Source organism: Methylobacterium sp. TK31 (assembly GCF_055361545.1).
The window spans coordinates 81955-103170 of record NZ_CM143964.1; the positions used below are offsets into that span (position 1 = coordinate 81955).

The following is a 21216-nucleotide window of genomic DNA, read 5'->3' on the forward strand; positions in this document are numbered from 1 at the left end:
ATGGCGAAGGCGGACGACAGCGGTTAAGCTGGCGTCATGCGATTGGCGTTGCTGCGTGGGGCGGACCCGGATCACCTCGACATCGTGCACGAGGGCGAGACCCTGCGCATCCTGCTGCGCCGGCGGCCGACCGCGCGCCGCCTCACGCTGCGCGTCTCCAGCGCCACCGGTGAGGTCGTGATGACCCTCCCGACGCGGACCTCGATCGGCGTCGCCCGCACCTTCGCGATCAGCCACGGCGGATGGATCGCGGCGCGTCTCGCACGGATGCCCGAACGGGTGCTGTTCGTGCCCGACGCCGTCCTGCCGATCCGGGGCGTGCCCCACAGGGTCGTCCAGCGCGGTTCCAGGAGCGGGATCACCCGGCTCGAAGCCGCGGCGGACGAGCCGGTGCTGTCGGTCGCCTGCGAGGCGCCGCACATCGCTCGCCGGGTCACGGATTTCCTGCAGCGCGAGGCCCGGCGCGATCTCACCGAGGCGGTCGCCCGCTACACCGAGAAGCTGGGTCAGGGGCCGTCCCGCATCACGCTGCGCGACACCCGGAGCCGCTGGGGCTCCTGCACGGTGCGGGGCGAACTGAACTTCTCGTGGCGGCTGATCCTCGCCCCGCCCCTGGTGCTCGACTATCTCGTCGCGCACGAGATGGGCCACCTGCGCGAGATGAACCACTCGTCGCGGTTCTGGACCCTGGTGGGTTCGCTCTGCCCGCACGTCGACGAGGCCGAGCGCTGGCTTAAGCGCAACGGCGCCACGCTCCACCGCTACGGTTGAGACCGCCTCAGCCGCGGACGCGCAGGGCCCGGCTGCGTTCCACCCGCTCCGCCGGCCAGGTCGGACGGGGATCGACGTCGCCCGGGTTCAGGGTGCGGGGCGCGACGCTGTCGCAGACTTCGCGCTGGCGCAGGATGACCGGCTGGCCGAACTCGTCGCGGCGGCGGATGATGCCGCCGTCACGGCAGAAGCCGGCGATCTCGGCGGAGCTGCCGCCGCGGCGGCCGCCGGGGGTGCGCGCCACCGGCCGGTGTTCGATCACCAGGGGGCCGTCTCGGTTGAGGGAGCGCTCAATATAGGTCGTCTCGCCCACCGGCAGCGGCTCGGCGACGGCTGGCCCGGCGATGACGAGGGCGGCGAGGAGGAGTGGGGCGCGCAGTCGCATGGATCGGTCCGTTGGCGGGCAAGCGTGGCGGTCAGCACTAGAGGCTGTACGCGCGGCGCGATAGTCGGTTCCCGAAGGCTGGGCTTCGCTTGACATTCGATGGCCCAGCATGGTCGGAACACCCGTGTTTTCCGTTAACGGTTCGCGGGGCGGCGGGCCAGGCGAAAGGGTCGACGCGTGGGGTTTCGAGGAATGGTGCAGCGTGCACGCGGCCTGGTCGCCCGGGGTGTCGCGGCCGGACTGCTCGGTGCAGCGATGCTGCTCGTCGGCTTCGGGCCCCGGGACGCGTCGGCGCAGGGCATGGTGCGCAACACGTTCGGCGACTGGCAGTTGCGGTGCGAGACGCCGGCCGGCGCCAAGGCCGAGCAATGCGCCCTCGTCCAGTACCTCGCCGCCGAGGATCGGCCGAACCTCACGCTGGTCGTGATCGTCCTGAAGACGGCCGACAATCGCGGCTACCTCCTGCGGGTGGTCGCGCCGCTCGGCGTCCTGCTGCCTTCGGGGCTCGGCCTGAAGATCGACAAGACCGATGTCGGCCGGGCCGGGTTCGTCCGGTGTCTCACGACGGGTTGCGTCGCCGAGGTCGTGATGGATGACGGCTTGATCAAGCAATTCAGCGGCGGAGCGCAGGCGACCTTCATCGTCTTCCAGACACCCGAGGAGGGCGTCGGCATTCCCCTGTCGATGAAGGGATTCGGGCAGGGATTCGACAGCCTGAAGTGAGGCGCGCCGCGGAATGCGGATGGTACGGATGGTGCGAGGAGAGTGGGATCTCGGCATGAATTCGAACACCTCGAATCTGAGCACCTTGAATTCGGACATCACGGCTCTGGGCACGGTGAAGGGTCGCAAGCGGTTCGGTCTCCTCCTGTCGGCGACCCTCGCGGCGAGCGGCCTCGGGATCGGCGGCGCCGCCGCCGCCGAGGAAGGCAACTTCTTCACGAACATGCTGAAATACGGCGGCACGACCGTCCCTCCGTCGCAGCCGGCCGACACCGATCCACCCTATTGTCCGACGGTCGCGGTGCCCGAGGGCGGGGCGGCGCTGCAATCCTATGGCGGGCGGGCCGGCGACGGCAGCAGCCTGCGCCACCAGGTCACGATCGGCCGTCTGGCCCGCGAATGCGCCAAGCTCCAGGACGGCTCGGTGTCGGTGAAGGTCGGCGTCGAGGGGCAAGTCCTGCTCGGTCCCGTCGGCAAGCCCGGCCGCTTCGATGCGCCGGTCTCGATCCTCATCAAGGCGGGCGACAAGGTCCTGACCAGCCGCGTCCACCGGGTGGCGGTCACGGTGGCGCCGGGCTCGGCACAGGGCCTGTTCTCCTTCGTCGAGGACAATTTCATCGTCCCGGCGGCGCAGGCCGGCAACTACGACATCGAGGTCCGCCTCGGGGCGGCGCCTCAGAAGACGGCACCGCGCAAGCGGAAGCCGGCGGTGGCGGCCACGTCGGAGGACCCCGCCGCGGTGCCGGCGACGGGCGCGGCCGAGTGAGCGCCGAGCCTGCGCGGGTGACGTCCTGACCGCATCCGGACGCCCTGTCGCCTTCGCCCTCGACGCCACCGACGATCCCGTGTTCGACCGGCGGCTGCGGCTGGCCGAGACCGCGCGGGGTCGCTGGATCGTCCTGATCTATCAGGGAAATTCGGCACTGCGGCCGCTGCTGCGCGTGACCCGCGACGATGGTCGGCGCGAGGTCTTCGTCCTGCCGGGGGCGGGGCAGGGGTCGGCCGTCTGGCTCGGATACCTGCCGCCGGATGGGGCTGCGATCGACCTGGCCGTCGACGGGCGCGGCGGATTCGTGCTGGAGCGGGCCGGCCTGCGGTCGCGGGCCAGCGTCTTCGCCGAGTGTCTGCGCAAGCGGCCGCTCCGGGCGATTTCGGCGGGATATCAGTGGCTTAGGCGGAACGAACGGCGCACCCGCGACATCCTGCGGGGCAGCTGCGGGGTGACGCCGGTCGCGGAGTTCGAGGACTGGCGACGTGCGCGGGCCCGACCCGATGACGGACCGGTCCCGGCGGGGCCGGCAGTGCGGCTGGTGATGCCGGCGCGGCCGGACGATCGCGAGCGGGTCGCCGCGACGATCCGCAGCCTGGAGGCGCAGCGTTTCCGGGCCTGGAGCCTCGTCATCGGCTGGTCCGAGGCTGGCTGCGCCGCCGCCACGGAGGATGCGCGCATCCGGCAGGTCCTCTGGCCGGCCTCCGGCTGCTTCGGAGATTTCCTGAGCGAGGACAAGGCCTTGGGCCTGATCGCACCCGGCGACGCCCTCGATCCCGACGCCCTGGCGATCCTGGTCCGGACCCTGGCGGAGCCGGGCCGGCCGGGGATGGTCTACGCCGATTCCCGGGGCGAGGGGGCCGAGGCGATGCCCGCCCTCAAGCCGGACTGGAGCCCCGATCTCGCGCTGGCGACGGCCTATCCCGGCACCCCGACCCTCTATGCCGGCGGCCTGCTGGAGCGCCTGCGAACCGTGCCCCTCGGGGCACCGGACGACGTCGCGATCCGTCTCGCGCTCGAGGCGGTATACCAGGTGGGTCGCGACGAGGTCGCGCATGTGCCACGCGTGCTGGCGCGGACCGCGCCTCCGCCGCCGGATGTGAACGAGCGCCACGCGGCAAATCTGCGAACGCACCTCGTCGCGAATCGCATCCCGGCACGGGTCGAGGTCAACCCGACCGGGTTCGACCTGCTCTGGGCGCTGCCCGAGCCGCCGCCCCTCGCCAGCGTCATCATCCCGTCCCGGGACCGCCTGGAACTCATCCGGGTCGCGGCCGACGGAGTCCTGAACGGGACGGACTACCCGGCGATCGAGCTCGTCATCGTCGACAACGGCTCGACCGACCCGGCGGTGCTCGCCCATTACGAGGTCCTGCGCCGGGACCCGCGGGTCCGCATCCTGTCCGCGCCGGGGCCCTTCAATTTCTCGGCGCTGGTCAATGCCGGCGTGGCGACGTCCAGCGGCGGCGTCATGGTCCTCCTGAACAACGACATCGCGGTGCTGCGCGAGGACTGGCTCACCGCCCTGGTGCGCCAGGCCTGCCGGCCGACGATCGGGGCGGTCGGGGCCAAGCTCCTCTATGCCGACGGGACCCTGCAGCATGCCGGCGTGGTGGTGGGGCTCGGCGGCCGGGCGGGGCACATCCTGCGCCGCCGCCCGGCCGACACGCCGGGGATGCTCGGGCGGATGCGGGTGGCCCACGAGGTCTCGGCCGTGACCGCGGCCTGCCTCGCCGTCGAGCGCGCCAAGTTCGATGCGGTCGGGGGGCTCGATGCGGACAGTTTCGCCGTCGATTTCAACGACGTCGATTTCTGCCTGCGCCTCGCCAGGGCCGGCTACCGCACGATCTGGACGCCGCGCGCCGTGATGGCCCACCTCGAATCCACCAGCCGCGGCCCGGCGGTCGGCGTTGCGCGGCAGCGCTTCGAACAGGAGGCCGACCGCTTCGTGGAGCGCTGGCGCGACACCATCCGGCACGATCCCTACTACCATCCGGACCTGTCGCTGACGACCTTCGGGGAAGACCTTGAATAGGCCGGACGACCCGGCCCTCGCCTTCGCGGGCGCGGATCGGAGCCCGGCCGGGCTGCGCTGGGGGCGGGCCGCCGCCCGGCTCGCCCGGTCTCCGCGGGAGGGGCTCGCGATCCTGCGGGCGCGGCTGGCGGGCAAGCGCGTCCGCGCCGCGCAGGCCGGCGCCGCCCTGTTCGGCCTCGATCATGCGGGTCTGCGCTGCGGCCCGGCGGCGCAAGGCCGGCTCCTGCGGGCGAACGCGGCCGGGTTCGCGGGCCCGGGCGAGAGTGTCGCGATCCTGTCCATCGCGGATCTGGCGGCGAACCAACCGGAGGACGCCGAGATCCTGGTACTCACGGCGCCGGGCCATGCCCTCGTGCCGGGCGCCACAGACCTCCTGGCCGAGGCCTTCGCCCGGCACCCGCAGCACCGGCTCGTCTACGGCGATGCGCTGCTGGGACCCGAGACCGGGATTGCGATGCCGCTGCTGCGCCCGGCCTTCGATGCGGACTACGCCCGGGCGGTCGATTATCTCGGCCCGGTGCTGGCGGTCCGGGCCTCGGCGCTCTCCGCCCTGCGGCAGGCCGGCGGCCCGGTCACCGATGCCCTCGACCTCACCCTGCGGATCGCGGAGCACTTCGGAGGCGAAGCGATCGGGCACCTGCCGCGCCTGCTCTCGCGCAGCGATGCGGCACCCGGCGGAGCACCGGACCCGGCGGCCCGGGCCGCCACCCTGCGCCGCGCCCTCGACCGCAGCGGCGCGGGCGCCGTCGCGATCCGGATCGAGCCGGACGGCGTGCTGACCCTGGCCCACCCGCTGCCGGAGCGGCGCCCGCGCGTCAGCCTGATCGTGCCGACGCGGGACCGGGTCGATCTGCTGCGGACCTGCATCACCAGCCTCGTCGAGCGGACGGACTGGCCGGAGCGCGAGATCCTGATCTGCGACAACGACAGTCGCGAACCCGAGACCCTGGCGTATTTTCGGGAGCTGGAGGCACTCGGCCTCGCCCGGATCGTGCCCTGTCCCGGCCCCTTCGACTTCGCCGGCATGAATAACCGGGCCGCCGCGCAGGCGCGGGGGGAGGTGCTGGCCTTCGTCAACAACGACGTCGCCGCCCTGCATCCGGACTGGCTCGAGCGGCTGGTGCGCGAGGCCCTGCGGCCGGATGTGGGCGCGGTCGGGGCCAAGCTCCTCGACGGGCGCGGCCGCATCCAGCACGGCGGCGTGCTGCTCGGGCCGGGCGGGCTCGTCAGCCACGCCCACCGGTTCTTCCCCGGGGACGCGCCGGGCTACCTCGCCGGCCTGCGGGCGACCCGCGCGGTCGCGGCGGTCACGGCCGCCTGCCTCGTGGTGGAGGCCCGCAAGTTCGCGGGGGTGGGCGGCTTCGATGCGGCGGCCTTCGCGGTCGACTTCAACGACGTCGATCTCTGCCTACGCCTGAACGCGGCCGGCTACCGCACCCTGTTCGTCCCGGGCGCGGTGCTGCGCCACGACGAGGCCGCGAGCCGGCGCTGGACCCCCGCCGCGCGGGCACGCCACGGGCGCGAAGTCGCGGCCTTCCGGGACCGATGGGGCCCGCTGCTGGCGCAGGACCCCCATTATCACCCGGGGTTCGACCCCGATCTCGGCACCTACGCGCGGTTGCGCCCGGACTGGCCGGAGGCGGGCGCGGTGGATCTGCGGTGAGCGTCGTGCCGGCTTCAGGTCCGGAAACCCACACGCAGCACCCGGTCATCCTGGGGCCGCGCAGCGGAGCCCAGGATCCAGACACGCAGGAAGTGCCGGATCTGACGCCGTCAGCGGTTCTGGATTTCGGGCTCGCCTGCGGCGACCCGGAATGACGGAGTGGTGCCGGGAGCCCACGGCCTCGCGTTCAGGAGTCGTTGTTTTCGCTGACGAATCGAGAGCGTATCGCGCGCAGCACCGCGTCATCCTGGGGCCGCGCAGCGGAGCCCAGGATCCAGACACGCAAGGGGTGCCGGATCTGACGCCGTCAGCGGTTCTGGATTCCGGGCTCGCCTACGGCGCCCCGGAATGACGGCGCGTTACAAAATACGAACGCCCGGCATTCGGGAGCCGCTGTAGTTAAAATCAGCCGGCGCGGGCCGGAGAGGCCCGCGGACCCGGACGGCTCGTTACTGGACGAGGCGCGGGCCGCCCGTCTGCACCTTCTCGTTCTCGGACATGATGCCGAGGCGCTTGGCAACCTCGGTATAGGCCTCGATCAGGCCGCCGAGATCCTTGCGGAAGCGGTCCTTGTCGAGCTTGTCCGACGACTTGATGTCCCAGAGGCGGCAGGAATCCGGGGAGATTTCGTCGGCGACGACGATGCGCATCATGTCGCCTTCCCAGAGGCGGCCGGTCTCGATCTTGAAGTCGACGAGGCGGATGCCGACGCCGAGGAAGAGCCCGGACAGGAAGTCGTTGACCCGGATGGCCAGCGCCATGATGTCGTCGATCTCCTGGGGGGTCGCCCAGCCGAAGGCCGTGATGTGCTCTTCCGACACCATCGGGTCGTTGAGCGCGTCGTTCTTGTAGTAGAACTCGATGATCGAGCGGGGCAGCTGCGTGCCTTCCTCGAGGCCGAGGCGGGTGGCGAGCGAGCCGGCGGCGACGTTGCGCACCACCACTTCGAGCGGGATGATCTCGACTTCGCGGATCAGCTGCTCGCGCATGTTGAGGCGGCGGATGAAGTGCGTGGGCACGCCGATGTCGTTGAGGTGCTGGAAGACGAACTCGGAGATCCGGTTGTTCAGCACACCCTTGCCGTCGATGACATCATGCTTCTGCGCGTTGAAGGCGGTGGCATCATCCTTGAAGTGCTGGATGAGCGTTCCCGGCTCCGGACCCTCGTAGAGGACCTTCGCCTTGCCCTCGTAGATGCGACGGCGGCGGTTCATAGGCGTGTACCGTGGTTTGAGGAAGTCCATGGGCCGTGACTCCTTGCGAGCGAACGATGCGGAATCCGCGGCGTGGCGGCCTGTGGGTGGGGCCGGGCCGAGAGACACGTCGTACGTCGAAAGCCTCCGCGACCGTGGCGCAAACTACCCGAAGGCGGCTGGCAGCACAACGCGCCGGCCGGATGGGAGCCATACCGACCGTGGGAGAACCCGGGTGATACCGGGGACCCCGCCCGGGACGCAAGGGCGCGGTGGCCTGGGTCGCGTCAGGGCGCCGGGGTCTTGGCCGGAAAACGGCACAGGTCCGTGATCGGGCAGCGGTGGCATTCGGGCTTGCGCGCCTTGCAGATGTAGCGGCCGAACAGGATCAGCCAATGATGGGCGTTGAGCCGGTAGGGCGCCGGCACGATCGCCTCCAGCCCGGCCTGGACCTTGTCGGTGGTGGGGGCGACCACGAGGGGAATCCGGTTGGAGACCCGGAAGATGTGGGTGTCGACCGCGATGGTCTCCTCGCCGAAGGCGACGTTGCGGACCACGCTCGCGGTCTTGGTGCCGACCCCGGGCAGCACCTCCAGGGCCTCGCGGGCGCGGGGCACTTGCCCGCCATGCTCCTCCACCAGGATGCGCGACAGGGCGATCACGTTCTTCGCCTTGGTGTTGAACAGGCCGATCGTGCGGATGAACTCGCGCACCCGCGCCTCACCGAGGGCCAGCATCGCCGCCGGCGTGTCCGCGACGGCGAAGAGCGGGGCCGTGGCCAGGTTGACGCTGCGGTCGGTGGCCTGGGCCGAGAGCACCACGGCCACCAGGAGCGTGAACGGGTTCTGGAATTCGAGCTCGGCGCGGGGCTCCGGGTTGGCGGCGCTGAGGCGGGCGAAGATCTCCGCCACCGCCTCCGGGCCCACGGGTTCGGGCGTCGTGGGCGCGTCTGCGACGATCGGCGCGGCGAGGCGCGCGGAGATCGGCGATTTCCGGGGTCGGGTCGGCTGTCGGCTGGGCATCCCTGCGTTATATTCCCCGCATGGCGAGCGGCAATGACCACGTCCCTCCGATCGGCCGGCACCCGGACGGCCTCGATCCCGACAGCATGGACCGGCCTGTCTTCCAGGCCACCATCCGGCCGCACCAATCCCTGAGCCCCGACGGCTTCCGCAACGTGATGATCGGGTGCTGCGTCGTCTCCCTCGTCACCTCGGTCGCCTGCGTCCGGGCCGGGTTCTGGCCGGTGGCGGGATTCTTCGGCCTCGACATGATCGCCCTCTACGTGGCGCTCAAGGCGAGCTTCCGGCGCGGACGCTCCTTCGAGGAGGTGGTGATCACCCCGATCGAGGTGATGCTCGCCCGGGTCACCCATCGCGGCGAGCGCCGGGAATGGCGCTTCAACCCGCTCTGGACCAAGCTCACCCGGGTCGAGGACGACGAGTACGGCATGCAGACCCTGACCCTCGAATCCCGCCGGGAATTCGTGGTGGTGGCCCGCGACGCCTCGCCGCCCGAGCGCGCGGTGATCGCCGACGGCCTGACCCGCGCCCTGGCGCAGGTGAAGAAGGGCTATTGAGGTGCCTGGGCGTTTGGGGCTCGGGGGCGCTGGAGTGACGACACGCCGCGGTGGCCAGCGCGGGTCCGACAGCGTTTCGGGCCGAGCGAGCGCGGACGGCACCACACCGTCGTTCCGGGGCGCCGCAGGCGAGCCCGGAATCCAGAGCCGCCGACGATGGAATGTCCTGGGCCACCTGCGTGTCTGGATCCCGGGCTCCGCCGCGCGGACCCGGGATGACCGTGTGATTCACGCGCGTTCCCCGCGAGGGGGAGGAGAGCCGGGTCGAGCCGAACCGTGTGAGAACAAGATCCCGAGCAAGGTCCGCGGAAAGACGCGTCACGTCTCGGTTGCCTGCGCGATCCTCGCTGCCCTGGCCTCAACCGCACCCGCCGCGGCGACACCGGCGGACACGCGCGTGATGGTCCGCTTCGTGGCGCCCGAGCGCTACACCGATGCCGACAACCGGTTCGGGGCGGGGCCGGAGCTGCGGGGCACGCTGGCCGAGATCCGGCGGATCATCCAATCCGCCGCCCTGCGGGTGATGGGGCCCGACGAGACCCTGGCGGTGGACGTCCTCGACATCGACCGGGCCGGCTTCGTGCGCCCGGACCTGAACATCCCCTCGGGCCTGCGCATCGTCAGCGACGCCACGCCGCCGGCGATCCGCCTGCGCTACGAGCTGCGGCGTGGGAGCCGCCGCCTCGCCGCGGGCGAGGAGCGCCTGACCGACATCAACTTCCTGTTCGGCGCCCGTGCCGCGGCCGCCTCCGGGAGCTTCGGCTACGAGGAGGCCCTGCTGCGCGACTGGGCCCGCCGGCGGCTCTCCGCCGGCGCGGCGCGGCCGGACTAGGGGCCCGGGGCCGTCTACGGCCGGCTCGACCGGCACATGACCAAAGCGTCATGTTTCCGCCAGCCCCGTGCAACGCAGCGCGTCCTACCCTCGCGGGCATCGATCCAGCGCGGAGGGGGACGCGGCATGAACGTGGCCGGACAAGGCGGTTTCCCGCGGGCGGGCGAGACCCTATCACTCCGTCCCATGCGTCTGCTCATCATCGAGGACGACCGCGAGGCGGTCGCCTACCTGGTCAAGGCCTTTCGCGAGGCCGGTCACGTCCCGGACCAGGCCACCGACGGCCTCGACGGCTACGCCCTGGCGCAGGAGGGCGGCTACGACGTGCTCATCGTCGACCGCATGCTGCCGAAGCTCGACGGGCTGTCGCTGATCCGCTCCCTGCGCGAGCAGGGCGTGACCACGCCGGTGCTGATCCTCTCGGCGCTGGGCCAGGTGGACGACCGGGTGAAGGGCCTGCGCGCGGGCGGCGACGACTACCTGCCCAAGCCCTACGCCTTCTCCGAACTGCTCGCCCGGGCCGAGGTGCTGGCCCGCCGCCGGGCCGGCCCGGGGGCGGCGGCCGAGGCCACGGCCTACCGGGTCGGCGACCTCGAACTCGACCGCCTGTCCCACCGCGTCACCCGGGCCGGCCACGAGATCGCGCTGCAGCCCCGGGAATTCCGCCTGCTCGAGTACCTGATGCGCCATGCCGGCCAGGTCGTCACCCGGACGATGCTGCTGGAGCATGTCTGGGACTATCACTTCGACCCGCAGACCAACGTCATCGACGTCCACGTCTCGCGCCTGCGCGCCAAGGTGGACAAGGATTTCGAGCAGCCGATCATCCACACCGTGCGCGGCACCGGCTACGTGCTGCGGGTCGACGAGGCGCGCGGCCCCGGCACGGCGCCGTGACGGCTTCCGACGACGCCCCGGCCGGACGCCTCGGCAACCTGTTCCGCACCACGGCCTTCAAGCTGTCCTTCGCCTACCTGGTGGTCTTCGCGACCTTCGCGCTGCTGGGACTCGGCTACGTCGCCTGGAACGCCAGCCGGGCGCTCGACGACCAGATGGTCTCCACCATCGAGGCCGAGATCAACGGCCTCTCCGAGCAGTACAAGGCCGGCGGCCTGCGCCGGCTGATCTCGGTCGTGGAGCGGCGCGCCGGCGAGCCGGGGGCCTCGCTCTACCTCGTCACCAACCCGGCCGGCGAGCGCATCGTCGGCAACATCGACGCCCTGCCCACCGGGCTCATCGTCGATCCCGGCCAGACCGAGGCCAACTACGCCCGCATCGGCGGAACCCCGAACGTCGAGCACCGGGCGATCATGCAGATCTTCGTGCTGCCCGGGGGCTTCCGGCTCCTCGTCGGCCGCGACGTGGCCGAGCGCGACCGCCTGCGCGCGGTGATCGGCCGGACCTTCGGCTCGTCGGTGGGGCTGGTGGTGCTCCTCGGCGTCGTCGGCGCCTGGTTCATCGCCAGCCGGGTCCTGAAGCGGGTCGACGCCATGACCGAGACCACCCGGCGGATCATGGCGGGCGACCTCGACGGGCGCCTCGCCGTGGCGGGCACCGGGGACGAGCTCGACCGGCTCGCGCGCAACCTCAACGCCATGCTGGAGCGCATCGGCGAATTGATGCGCGGCTTGCGCGATGTCTCCGACAACATCGCCCACGACCTGAAGACGCCGCTGACGCGCCTGCGCAACCGCGCCGAGGAGGCCCTGCGCAGCGCCGAGACACCCGACGCCCTGCGGGCCGCGATGGAGGGGGTGATCGAGGAGAGCGACGGCCTGATCCGGATCTTCAACGCGCTCCTGATGATCGCTCGGCTGGAGGGCGCCAATGCCCGCGCGGAGTTCCAGCCCTTCGACGTCGCCGGGGTGGTGGAGGCGGTGGCCGAGCTCTACGAGCCCCTGGCCTCCGAGCAGGGCCTCGGCCTCCGGGTCGAGACCTCGGGCGCGCCCCTGATCCTGCGCGGCAGCCGCGAGCTCATCGGGCAGGCGCTCGCCAACCTCGTCGACAACGCGGTGAAGTATGGCGGTCCCAGCGGCGAGATCCGCCTCAGCGCCGCGCGGGTGGGCGACAGCCTGCGCCTCGGCGTCGCCGATTCCGGCCCCGGCATCCCCAGCGAGGCCCGCGGCCGGGTGCTCGACCGCTTCGTCCGGCTGGAGGAGGCGCGCTCGCGCCCGGGCTTCGGGCTCGGCCTCAGCCTCGTCAACGCGGTGGTGCGCCTGCACCAGGGCACCCTGGCGCTGGAAGACCATGCCCCCGGGCTCTCCGTCGTGATAACCCTGCCGGCCGGAGATCCGACGGGAGGGTAGGGCATGAACCAGGCCGCCGACGCGCCGAGCCGCAGCCTGCGCGCGCGCCTGTCCGCCGCCCCAGTCCTGTCCGACCCCGATGCCGCCGCGTCGCGCCTCGCCGAGATCGAGCCCGCGCTGCCGCCGGGCTTCCTCGACGCCTCCCTGCGGGCGCTGCTCCTCGGCCTCGCCGACCATTCCCCCTTCCTCTGGCAGCTGGTCGCCCGCGCGCCCGCGCGCCTCGTCGCCCTCGCCGAGGCCGAGCCGGAGGCGGCCCTGGCGGCCCTGATCGCCCGGCAGCTTGCGGCGGGCCGCGCGCCGGACCTCGAGGCCGTGGCGCGACAGCTCCGGCAGAACCGAGCCGAGCACGCCCTACTGGTCGCCCTGGCCGATCTCGGCGGCCTCTGGCCGCTCGCTACGGTGACCGAGGCGCTGTCCGACTTCGCCGATGCCTCGGTGCGGGCGGCGGCCGACGCCATGCTGCTCCAGGCCGCGGCCGCCGGGCGCTTCCTGCCCCGCGATCCGGCCGAGCCGCAGGCCGGCTCCGGCCTGATCGTGCTGGCGCTCGGCAAGCACGGGGCGGGCGAGCTCAACTATTCGAGCGACATCGACCTCGTGGTCTTCTTCGACCCCGAGGCCGCGCCGCTGAAGCCGGACCTGCCGGCGACGCCGTTCTTCACCAAGCTCGCGCAGGGCATGGCGAAGCTGCTGCAGGAGCGCACCGCCGACGGCTACGTCCACCGGGTCGATTACCGCCTGCGCCCGGACCCGGGCTCGACCCCGGCGGCGCTCTCGCTGAATGCCGCCTACGTCTATTACGAGAACCTCGGCCAGAACTGGGAACGGGCGGCCTACATCAAGGCGCGGGCGATCGCGGGCGACATCCCGGCCGGGGACGCGTTCCTGGCGAACCTGCGCCCCTTCGTCTGGCGCAAGTATTTCGACTTCGCCTCTATCGCCGACGTGCACGCCATGAAGCGCCAGATCCACGCGGTGCGCGGGCACGACACGATCGCGGTGGCGGGCCACGACATCAAGCTGGGGCGCGGCGGCATCCGCGAGATCGAGTTCTTCGTCCAGACCCAGCAACTCGTCTTCGGCGGGCGCCGGCCGGAGCTGCGCGGGCGCGGCACCGTGGCGATGCTCGACGGCCTGACCCGCGACGGCTGGATCGACGCCGCCGCCCGCGATGACCTCACGGCGGCCTACGGTTTCCTGCGCACGATCGAGCACCGCCTGCAGATGCTGCGCGACGAGCAGACCCAGCGCCTGCCGAGCGAGGCCGACGAGCTCGAACGCTTCGCGCGCTTTGCCGGCTTTGCCACCCGCGACGCCTTCGAGGCGGCGCTGTTGCACCATGCCCGCCGTGTGCAGGGCCATTACGCCCTGCTGTTCGAGGCCGAGCCCGACCTCTCCTCGGAGGTCGGCGACCTCGTCTTCAGCGGCACCGGCGACGACCCGGCGACGCTGGCGACCCTGGAGAAGCTCGGCTTCCGCGAGCCCGAGCGCGCGGTGGAGACCGTGCGCGGCTGGCATTTCGGCCGCCGGCCGGCGGTGCGCACGCCGCGGGCCCGCGAGGTGCTGACCGAGCTGGTGCCGGTGCTGATGCAGGCGCTCGGCGGCACCGCCCACCCCGACGCCGCCCTCGACACCCTGGACCGGGCCTTCGCCCGGATGCCGGCGGCCCTCGAACTCCTCACCATCCTGCGCTCGAACGAGCGCCTGCGGCTGCTCTTCGCCGACCTCCTCGGCACGGCGCCGCGCCTCGCCGAGACCGTCGCCTTCAGCCCGCACGTCCTCGACGCGGTGATCGACCGGGACTTCGCCGACGCCGCCACCGACGCCGAGGCCCTGGCGCAGCAGGTCCGCGCCCGCCTCGGCCAGCCCAGCAACCACGAGGACTTCCTCGACCGCCTCCGCGACGCCGCCCGCCAGCTGCGCTTCCTGACGGGGGCCCGGCTCCTCTCCGGCATCCTCTCGCCCGAGGAGGCCGGCCGTGCCTTCGCGGGCATCGCCGACGCGGTCATCGCCGTCACCGTGGAGCGGGTCTCGGCGAGCTTCTTTTCCGAGCACGGGGCGGTGCCGCGGGGGCGCCTCGCGGTGCTCGGCCTCGGCCGCCTCGGCGCGCGCCAGCTCACGGCGGATTCCGACCTCGACCTCGTGCTCGTCTACGACTTCGACCCGGCGGACCGCACCAGCGCCGGCCCGAAGCCCCTCGACGCGGCGGTGGCCTACAACCGCCTCGCCCAGCGCATCGTCGCCGCCCTCACGGTGCCGACCCGGCGCGGCCATCTCTACGAGATCGACCTGCGCCTGCGCCCCGGCGGCGGCCAGGGTCCGGTGGCGGTGCAGTGGCGCAGCTTCCGCAGTTACCACGCAGAAGACGCGGAGCTCTGGGAGCACATGGCCCTGACCCGCGCCCGGGTGATCGCGGGCGATGCCGGCCTCGGGGCCGAACTCGACGCCGAGATCCGCGCCATCGTCGCCCGGCCCCGGGACCCGGCCGAGGTCCGGCGCGCGGTGCGGGAGATGCGCCACCTCGTGGAGCGGGAGAAGGGCCATCGCGGCCCCCTCGACCTCAAGCTCGCCCCCGGCGGCCTGCTCGACCTCGACTTCCTGGCCCAGGCCCTGGTGCTGGGCGAGGCGCATCGCCGGCCCGACCGGATCGGTCTCAGCGCCTGCGCGGTCTTCGCCAAGGCCGCCGACGACGGCGACCTCGCCCGGCCCGAGGCGGAGCGCCTGGTCGAGGCCTACCGCCAGTTCGACGATGTGCTGCACTGGCAGCGCCTGATGGTGGAGGGCGACCCGGCCGAGGCCTCGCCCGTCGCGCTCTTCCGCCTCGCGGTGGCCATGGGTTCACCGGATTCGAACCGGCTGGTCGCCGGGCTCGACGAAGCACGCACGGAGATCCGCGCGCTGTTCGAGCGCCTGATGGCGGGGTGAGGACGAGGGGGCGGGCCGATGCCCTCCGTCCCGGCAGGGCGATCACCGACGGCAGCGCACCGTCATTCCGGGGCGCCGCAGGCGAGCCCGGAATCCAGAGCCGCCGACGATGGAAAGTCCTGCACCACTTGCGGATCTGGATCCCTGGCTCCGCTGCGCGGCCCCGGGATGACCCGGTGCTGCGTGTCCGGTGTCCGGTCAGATCCTCTCCGTTCAGCAGGGCGATCGCAGGTGGCACCACACCGTCATTCCGGGGCGCCGTAGGCGAGCCCGGAATCCAGAGCCGCTGACGATGGAAAGTCCTGCACCACCTGCGTCTCTGGATCCCGGGCTCCGCTGCGCGGCCCCGGGATGACTCGGTGCTGCGTGTCCGGTGTCCGGTCAGATCCTCTCCGTTCAGCAAGGCGATCGCAGGTGGCACCACACCGTCATTCCGGGGCGCCGTAGGCGAGCCCGGAATCCAGAGCCGCTGACGGCGTAAAGTCCTGCACCACCTGCGTCTCTGGATCCCGGGCTCCGCTGCGCGGCCCTGGGATGACTCGGTGCTGCGTGTCCGGTGTCCGGTCAGATCCTCTCCGTTCAGCAAGGCGATCGCAGGTGGCACCACACCGTCATTCCGGGGCGCCGTAGGCGAGCCCGGAATCCAGAGCCGCTGACGGCGTAAAGTCCTGCACCACCTGCGTCTCTGGATCCCGGACTCCGCTGCGCGGCTCCGGGATGACGTGGTGCTGCGCGTGGATTTCCGACGAGCGAATCGGTCTCTTCAATCCCCCTGCCTGCCAGAGGCCCCCGCCCCGAAAACCCTCAGACCGTCTCCGCCGTCGCCTCGGGCGTGCGCGGGGTGGCGCCGGCGGCGTCGCGGAGGGAGGCGACGGTTTCCTGGGCGGCGTCGGGGACGAGGTTGCGGCGGTTCTCCGGGGTGGGGACCGGCAGGCGCACCATCACGATGGTGCCGAGGCCTTCCTGGGAGCGGATGCGCAGGGCGCCGCCGTGGAGCTCGGCCATGGAGCGGGCGATGGCGAGGCCGAGGCCGGAGCCCTTGTGGCTGCGGGTGAGGTTGGTCTCGACCTGCTGAAACGGGGCGCCGAGCCGACGCAGGGCCGATTTCGGGATGCCGATGCCGGTATCCTCGACGTAGACGTGGACGTTGGCCCCGGCCGGGCGTGCCTTGATGATGATGCGACCGTCGCCGGCCGGGGTGAACTTCACCGCGTTCTGGACGAGGTTGGTGAGGATCTGGTGCAGGGCGCGCTCGTCGGCCAGCACGGTCAGGGCCTCGACCACGTCCACGCTGATCGTCAGGGATTTGGCCCGGGCCGCCTCGCCCACGAGCTTCAGGGTGCCCTCGATCGCCCCGGCCACCGCGATCTCGCGCGGGGCGAGCTTCACCGTCTGCGCCTCGATGCGCGACATGTTGAGGATGTCGTCGATGACCGAGAGCAGGTAGTCGCCGCTGGAGCGGATGTCGCGGCAATAGTCGGTGTAGCGGGGCGAGCCGAGGGTGCCGTAGACCTCGCTCTCCATCAGCTCGGCGAAGCCCATGATGGCGTTGAGCGGCGTGCGCAGCTCGTGGCTCATGTTGGCGAGGAATTCGGACTTGGCCTGGTTGGCGCCCTCGGCCTGCGCCTTCTGGTCGAGATAGCGCTCGGCGAGGTCGGCGAGCTGCTGGGTCTGGAGCTCCAGGGTCCGGCGGGAGCGCTTGAGGTCGCGCACGGTCTCGATCAGCTCGCGCTCGGACTGGACCAGCTGCTCCTGGTGCCGCTTCAGGTTGGTGATGTCCGTGCCCACCGAGACGTAGCCGCCGTCCTTGGTGCGGCGTTCGCTGATCTGGAGCCAGCGGCCGTCGGTGAGCTCGGCCTCGAAGGTCCGGGCGGTAGCGCCGCTCGGCTCCAGGTCGCGCAGCTCGCGCCGGACCGGCGGCAGCACGCCCCGGCCCATGATCTCGGCATAGCGCCGGCCCGGGATCGCATCCTCGGGGCTGAGGGCGTGCAGGTGGCGGAACTTCGAGTTGCACAGCACGAGGCGGTTGCCGGTGTCCCAGAGCACGAAGGCCTCGGAGATGGCCTCGACCGCGTCGCGCAGGCGCATGTCGGCGGTGGCGTTGAGTTCGGCGAGGGTGCGCTGCTCGGTGACGTCGAGGGCGATGCCGACGAGGTGGCGCCCGCCGTCGATGGTGTCGGGCACGATCTCGGCCCGCATCCGCATCCAGACCCAGTTGCCGGTGGCGCCGCGCACCCGGAACTCGTGGTCGACGGTGGACTGGCTGGCCGCGAGGTGTCGGGCGAGGCTGTAGAGGTCGCCGTCGTCGGGATGCACCAGGGCGTTGACGTCGCCGAAGGACAGGAACTCGCGCTCGCGGTGGTAGCCGAGCAGCGCGTACATCGAATCGGACCAGTAGATCCGCCCGCGCGGGATGTCCCAGTCCCAGAGGCCACAGCGGCCGCGCCCGAGGGCGGTGTCGAGGCGCTGCTTGATCTCCTCGCAGACCCGGTCGACGGCGTAGGCCCGGCGGGTCTGCAGGGCATAGGCGATGCCGGTGCCGATGATGACCAGGGCGGCGGCGCCGAGGAGGATGGCCTGGTTGCGCATCCGCGTGGTCCAGGCGGCGGTGATGTCGGCGAGCGGCTGGAGCACCGCCACCTGGCCGCGCCCGCCGGGCAGGTTGCGCAGGGCCGCGATCACCACCGAGCCGTCCGCCAGGGTCACGGTCATCACGCCCGCGCTCTCGCCGAGGGTGGAGAGCGCCTGCATCTCCCCCAGATGCTGGGTCAGGGTGCGGCGCGGGCCGGGCAGGGGCGGGTTGGCAGCCACGATGACGTCGTTGGGCGAGATCAGCAGGATCCGGCGCCCGGCATGGAGCAGGCCCGGCGGCAGCAGCGAGCCGAGGTTGCGGTGGGCGGCCTCGCCCTTGGCCTCGCCGTCGATGTCGACCCCGGCGAAGGCGGCCGCGGCCAGGCGGGTCACGGCCTCCACGTCGGTGGTCGCCGCGCGGATCACCTCCTCCCGCTGGGCCTGCAGCAGCATCGCCGCCACCGCCCCGAGGCAGATCAGGAAGGTGGCGAAGAGCGCCGGCAGGGCGAAGCGCAGCCAGGTCTCGGCGCGCACGAAACGGACATGCGCGGCATGCTGAGGCCGGTGGATGCCCAGAATCGTATCCGCACGCGCGGAGAGGGAAGCGGAATCCGCCTCCAGCATGGACTAACTCCGCCGTTGGGATTTGTGCACCGGAAGGGCGGGCCGCTCCGCCTTTCGAATCGTATACGATTCAACATCTCCGGTGGGGTCTTGTCCACGCGTTTTTTCCGGCCACGCTTGACTCCGAACGCGAATCCAAGGTGCCAAATCGGGCATGCCGGCCGGCGAAAACCCGATTCCCTTCAGGCACTTGCTAGCCGGCGAGGGTCCGGTCGAGGATGTCCCCGACGTCCCGTGACAGACCGGCAACAGCGCGAATTTTCAGCAATGCCGATCGGGCCCGCGCGCGCCGTTCCGGCTCCATCATCCGCCACGATCCGAAGGCCGTGAGCAGGCGCGCGGCCACCTGCGGGTTGGTCCTGTCGAGGGCCAGAACCGCGTCCGCCACAAGGGCATAGCCGGTTCCGTCCGGGCGGTTGAACTGGGTCGGATTGCCCATGCTGAAGCTGCCGATCAGGGCCCGGACCCGGTTCGGATTGGTCATCGAGAAGGCCGGGTGATTCTGCAGCCCGCGGATGCGCTCCGGGGCCCCGGCCTCGGGAATCGCGGCCTGGATCGCCAGCCACTTGTCGAGGACGAGGGGCTCGGCCCGGTAGGCCTCGGCGAATCGCGCGAGCGCCGATTCGCGCTCCGGGCCGGGATTCTGGGCCAGGACCGAGAGGGCGGCGAGCCGGTCGGTCATGGTCGTCGCCGTCTCCGTCTGGTGCGCGGCGAGCAGGGTCGCGGCCGCCGGATCGGCCGCCGCCACGAGGTCGAGGGCCGCGTTGCGGAAGGCGCGCCGGCCGGCGGCCGCGGCATCGGGGCTGAACGGCGTGCCGTCCGCGTCCGCCAGCGCGTCGCGCAGGCCGAGGAGCTGCGGCTTCAGCTGCGTGCCGAGCTGCCGGCGCAGGGCGTGGCGGGCCCGGTGGATCGCGTCCGGGTCGATCTCCGTGGCGATCTCGTTGGCGACGTCGGCCTCGCTCGGCAGGGCGAGGACCAGGGCGGCGAAGGCCGGGTCGGCCAGGGCCTCGGCCTCGAGGAAGCCGGCGAGCGCCGTGCCGAAGCCCGCGGCCCCGGTCTCCGCCAGGGCACCGGAGCGGGTGCCCTGGATCAGCAGGCGCATGGCGACGCTCTGGGCCGCCTGCCAGCGGTTGAACGGGTCGGTGTCGTGGCGCAGCAGCGTCAGCGCGTCGGCATCGGTCATCTCGATCTCGACCCGGACGGGGGCGGAGAAGCCGCGGAACAGCGAGGGCACGGGCCGGGCCGGAACATCGGTGAAGACCAACGTGTCGCCGATGCCGTCGAGGACGAAGACGCCGTCGCGGACCCGCTCGCTCGCCGCTGCGACCGGGCCGTCGGCGCCCACGAGCCCGAGGCGGACGGGGATCACCAGGGGCGGGGCGTCGGGCGCGCCGGGCAGGCTCTGGCGGAAGGCGAGGCGGTAGGTCCGCGCCTCCGGATCGTAGCTGCCCTGCACCGCCACCCGCGGCGTGCCGGGGCGCTCGTACCAGCGGGCGAAGGCGTCGAGGTCGCGGCCCGAACTGGCGGCGAAGGCGGCCAGGAAATCCTCCACCGTGGCGGCCCTGCCGTCGTTGTCGGCGAAGTAGCGGTCCATCCCGGCCCGGAAGGCTTCGGCGCCGAGGAGCGTGCGCAGCATCCGCACGATCTCGGCGCCCTTCTCGTAGACGGTGGCCGTGTAGAAGTTGTTGATCTCGGTGTAGTGCCGCGGCCGCACCGGGTGGGCGAGCGGCCCGGCATCCTCGGGGAACTGCCGCGCCCGCAGGGTGCGGACCTCGCCGATGCGGTGCACCGCGCGCGAGCGCATGTCGGAGGAGAATTCCTGGTCGCGGAAGACCGTGAGGCCCTCCTTGAGGCAGAGCTGGAACCAGTCCCGGCAGGTGATGCGGTTGCCGGTCCAGTTGTGGAAGTACTCGTGCGCGATGATCGCCTCGATGGCGGCGTAGTCCGCATCGGTGGCGGTCTCGGGCGAGGCCAAGACGTAGCGGTCGTTGAAGATGTTGAGGCCCTTGTTCTCCATCGCGCCCATGTTGAAGTCCGAGACCGCGACGACGTTGAAGACGTCGAGGTCGTAGGCGCGACCGAAGGCGGTCTCGTCCCAGGCCATCGAGCGGGCCACGGCGTCGAGGGCGTAGTCCGCCCGCGCGGCCTTGCCGGGCTCGACATAGACGGCGAGCTCGACCGTGCGGCCCTCGCTGGTGATGAAGGGGCGCCGGACCTGGTCGAGGCGCCCGCCCACCAGGGCGAACAGGTAGGCCGGCTTCGGGTGGGGATCGTGCCAGACCGCGTAGTGCCGCCCCGGGCCGGCCTCGCCGGAATCCACCGGATTGCCGTTGCCGAGCAGCACCGGCGCCTCGGCCCGGTCGGCCTCGATCCGGGTGGTGTAGACCGCCATGACGTCGGGCCGGTCGAGGAAGTAGGTGATCCGTCGGAAGCCGTCGGCCTCGCACTGGGTGCAGTAGACTCCGTTCGAGCGGTAGAGCCCCATCAGCTTGGTGTTGGCGCTCGGGTCGATCCGGGTCTCGATCTCCAGGGTGAAGGGGCCCGCCGGCGGCCGGTGCAGGGTCAGGCCGGACGGGGACAGGGCGTAGGCCTCGGGCGCGAGGACGGCGCCGTCGAGGCTCAGGCGCTCCAGCACCAGGTCCTCGCCGTCGAGGACCAGCGGCGCGCCCGGGCGCCCGGCCGGATCGGGCGACAGGGTCAGCCGGGCCCGGACCCGGGTCGCGGCGGGATGGAGCGCGACGTCGAGATCCACCGTGCCGATCCGGTAGTCGCTGGGGCGGTAATCCTCCAGGCGGATCGTGATCGGGGTTTCGGTGCGCATGCGGGCTCCTCGCGGTCAGAAC

At 72.0% G+C, this 21216-nt stretch carries 16 protein-coding genes; 11 read left to right on the forward strand and 5 right to left on the reverse strand.

What is annotated here, in order from left to right; all coding sequences use genetic code 11:
• Positions 1–36: 36 nt before the first annotated feature.
• Entirely contained in the window at positions 37–771 is a 735-nt protein-coding gene (locus ACXJY8_RS00460) for a M48 family metallopeptidase (protein ID WP_463774818.1), read from the forward strand.
• Between the two features lie 7 nt (positions 772–778).
• On the opposite strand, the gene ACXJY8_RS00465 is transcribed toward ACXJY8_RS00460, so the two are convergent.
• Entirely contained in the window at positions 779–1156 is a 378-nt protein-coding gene (locus tag ACXJY8_RS00465) for a hypothetical protein (RefSeq protein ID WP_463774822.1), read from the reverse strand.
• 192 nt (positions 1157–1348) lie between these two features.
• Here ACXJY8_RS00465 and ACXJY8_RS00470 point away from each other — a divergent pair, with 192 nt between their 5' ends.
• The 5 genes from ACXJY8_RS00470 (at position 1349) to ACXJY8_RS00490 (ending at position 6501) form a co-directional block, all read left to right on the forward strand.
• Positions 1349–1879 (forward strand): invasion associated locus B family protein, encoded by a 531-nt coding sequence (locus ACXJY8_RS00470; protein ID WP_463774826.1) that lies wholly within the window; start codon positions 1349–1351, stop codon positions 1877–1879.
• A gap of 55 nt (positions 1880–1934) precedes the next feature.
• Complete coding sequence (locus ACXJY8_RS00475; RefSeq protein WP_463774828.1) at positions 1935–2645, forward strand: hypothetical protein; 711 nt, start codon at positions 1935–1937, stop codon at positions 2643–2645.
• A gap of 79 nt (positions 2646–2724) precedes the next feature.
• Positions 2725–4683: a glycosyltransferase gene (locus ACXJY8_RS00480; protein ID WP_463774831.1), complete on the forward strand. Its 1959-nt coding sequence runs from the start codon at positions 2725–2727 to the stop codon at positions 4681–4683.
• The gene (locus tag ACXJY8_RS00485; RefSeq protein ID WP_463774835.1) at positions 4676–6346 is read left to right on the forward strand and encodes a glycosyltransferase family 2 protein; all 1671 of its coding nucleotides are present in this window, start codon (positions 4676–4678) and stop codon (positions 6344–6346) included. Before ACXJY8_RS00480 ends, ACXJY8_RS00485 begins: the two co-directional genes overlap by 8 nt.
• On the forward strand, positions 6343–6501 hold the full coding sequence (locus ACXJY8_RS00490) for a hypothetical protein (RefSeq protein ID WP_463774839.1): 159 nt from the start codon (positions 6343–6345) through the stop codon (positions 6499–6501). Before ACXJY8_RS00485 ends, ACXJY8_RS00490 begins: the two co-directional genes overlap by 4 nt.
• Positions 6502–6795: 294 nt before the next feature.
• Here the strand turns inward: ACXJY8_RS00490 and purC are convergent, their stop codons facing one another.
• Together purC and nth are read right to left on the reverse strand one after the other, a co-directional pair.
• Positions 6796–7590 (reverse strand): phosphoribosylaminoimidazolesuccinocarboxamide synthase, encoded by a 795-nt coding sequence (gene purC, locus ACXJY8_RS00495; RefSeq protein ID WP_055955211.1) that lies wholly within the window; start codon positions 7588–7590, stop codon positions 6796–6798.
• Between the two features lie 236 nt (positions 7591–7826).
• Positions 7827–8561, reverse strand: a complete 735-nt coding sequence (nth, locus tag ACXJY8_RS00500) for an endonuclease III (RefSeq protein ID WP_463774845.1) — start codon at positions 8559–8561, stop codon at positions 7827–7829.
• 20 nt (positions 8562–8581) lie between these two features.
• On the opposite strand from nth, the gene ACXJY8_RS00505 reads away from it, so the two are divergent.
• The 5 genes from ACXJY8_RS00505 (at position 8582) to ACXJY8_RS00525 (ending at position 15178) form a co-directional block, all read left to right on the forward strand.
• Positions 8582–9118, forward strand: a complete 537-nt coding sequence (locus ACXJY8_RS00505) for a DUF2244 domain-containing protein (RefSeq protein ID WP_463774849.1) — start codon at positions 8582–8584, stop codon at positions 9116–9118.
• A gap of 400 nt (positions 9119–9518) precedes the next feature.
• On the forward strand, positions 9519–9950 hold the full coding sequence (locus ACXJY8_RS00510) for a DUF3016 domain-containing protein (RefSeq protein WP_463774852.1): 432 nt from the start codon (positions 9519–9521) through the stop codon (positions 9948–9950).
• Positions 9951–10136: 186 nt separating this feature from the next.
• Positions 10137–10847: a winged helix-turn-helix domain-containing protein gene (locus tag ACXJY8_RS00515; RefSeq protein ID WP_463774856.1), complete on the forward strand. Its 711-nt coding sequence runs from the start codon at positions 10137–10139 to the stop codon at positions 10845–10847.
• Complete coding sequence (locus tag ACXJY8_RS00520) at positions 10844–12256, forward strand: HAMP domain-containing sensor histidine kinase (RefSeq protein ID WP_463774859.1); 1413 nt, start codon at positions 10844–10846, stop codon at positions 12254–12256. Before ACXJY8_RS00515 ends, ACXJY8_RS00520 begins: the two co-directional genes overlap by 4 nt.
• 3 nt (positions 12257–12259) lie before the next feature.
• Positions 12260–15178, forward strand: coding sequence for a bifunctional [glutamine synthetase] adenylyltransferase/[glutamine synthetase]-adenylyl-L-tyrosine phosphorylase (locus tag ACXJY8_RS00525; protein ID WP_463774864.1), 2919 nt, complete (start codon positions 12260–12262; stop codon positions 15176–15178).
• Positions 15179–15982: 804 nt separating this feature from the next.
• On the opposite strand, the gene ACXJY8_RS00530 is transcribed toward ACXJY8_RS00525, so the two are convergent.
• Positions 15983–18373, reverse strand: a complete 2391-nt coding sequence (locus ACXJY8_RS00530; protein ID WP_463774866.1) for a PAS domain-containing sensor histidine kinase — start codon at positions 18371–18373, stop codon at positions 15983–15985.
• 193 nt (positions 18374–18566) lie between these two features.
• On the reverse strand, positions 18567–21194 hold the full coding sequence (gene pepN / locus ACXJY8_RS00535) for an aminopeptidase N (RefSeq protein ID WP_463774870.1): 2628 nt from the start codon (positions 21192–21194) through the stop codon (positions 18567–18569).
• Positions 21195–21216 lie beyond the last annotated feature (22 nt).

Bases quoted from the DNA above. Each gene is read 5' to 3' on its own strand.
- ACXJY8_RS00525 (WP_463774864.1), top strand. From the start codon at position 12,260: ATGAACCAGGCCGCCGACGCGCCGAGCCGCAGCCTGCGCGCGCGCCTG.
- ACXJY8_RS00510 (WP_463774852.1), top strand. From the start codon at position 9,519: ATGGTCCGCTTCGTGGCGCCCGAGCGCTACACCGATGCCGACAACCGG.
- ACXJY8_RS00505 (WP_463774849.1), top strand. From the start codon at position 8,582: ATGGCGAGCGGCAATGACCACGTCCCTCCGATCGGCCGGCACCCGGAC.
- ACXJY8_RS00515 (WP_463774856.1), top strand. From the start codon at position 10,137: ATGCGTCTGCTCATCATCGAGGACGACCGCGAGGCGGTCGCCTACCTG.
- ACXJY8_RS00465 (WP_463774822.1), bottom strand. From the start codon at position 1,156: ATGCGACTGCGCGCCCCACTCCTCCTCGCCGCCCTCGTCATCGCCGGG.
- purC (WP_055955211.1), bottom strand. From the start codon at position 7,590: ATGGACTTCCTCAAACCACGGTACACGCCTATGAACCGCCGCCGTCGC.
- ACXJY8_RS00530 (WP_463774866.1), bottom strand. From the start codon at position 18,373: ATGCTGGAGGCGGATTCCGCTTCCCTCTCCGCGCGTGCGGATACGATT.
- ACXJY8_RS00475 (WP_463774828.1), top strand. From the start codon at position 1,935: ATGAATTCGAACACCTCGAATCTGAGCACCTTGAATTCGGACATCACG.
- pepN (WP_463774870.1), bottom strand. From the start codon at position 21,194: ATGCGCACCGAAACCCCGATCACGATCCGCCTGGAGGATTACCGCCCC.
- nth (WP_463774845.1), bottom strand. From the start codon at position 8,561: ATGCCCAGCCGACAGCCGACCCGACCCCGGAAATCGCCGATCTCCGCG.
- ACXJY8_RS00470 (WP_463774826.1), top strand. From the start codon at position 1,349: ATGGTGCAGCGTGCACGCGGCCTGGTCGCCCGGGGTGTCGCGGCCGGA.
- ACXJY8_RS00460 (WP_463774818.1), top strand. From the start codon at position 37: ATGCGATTGGCGTTGCTGCGTGGGGCGGACCCGGATCACCTCGACATC.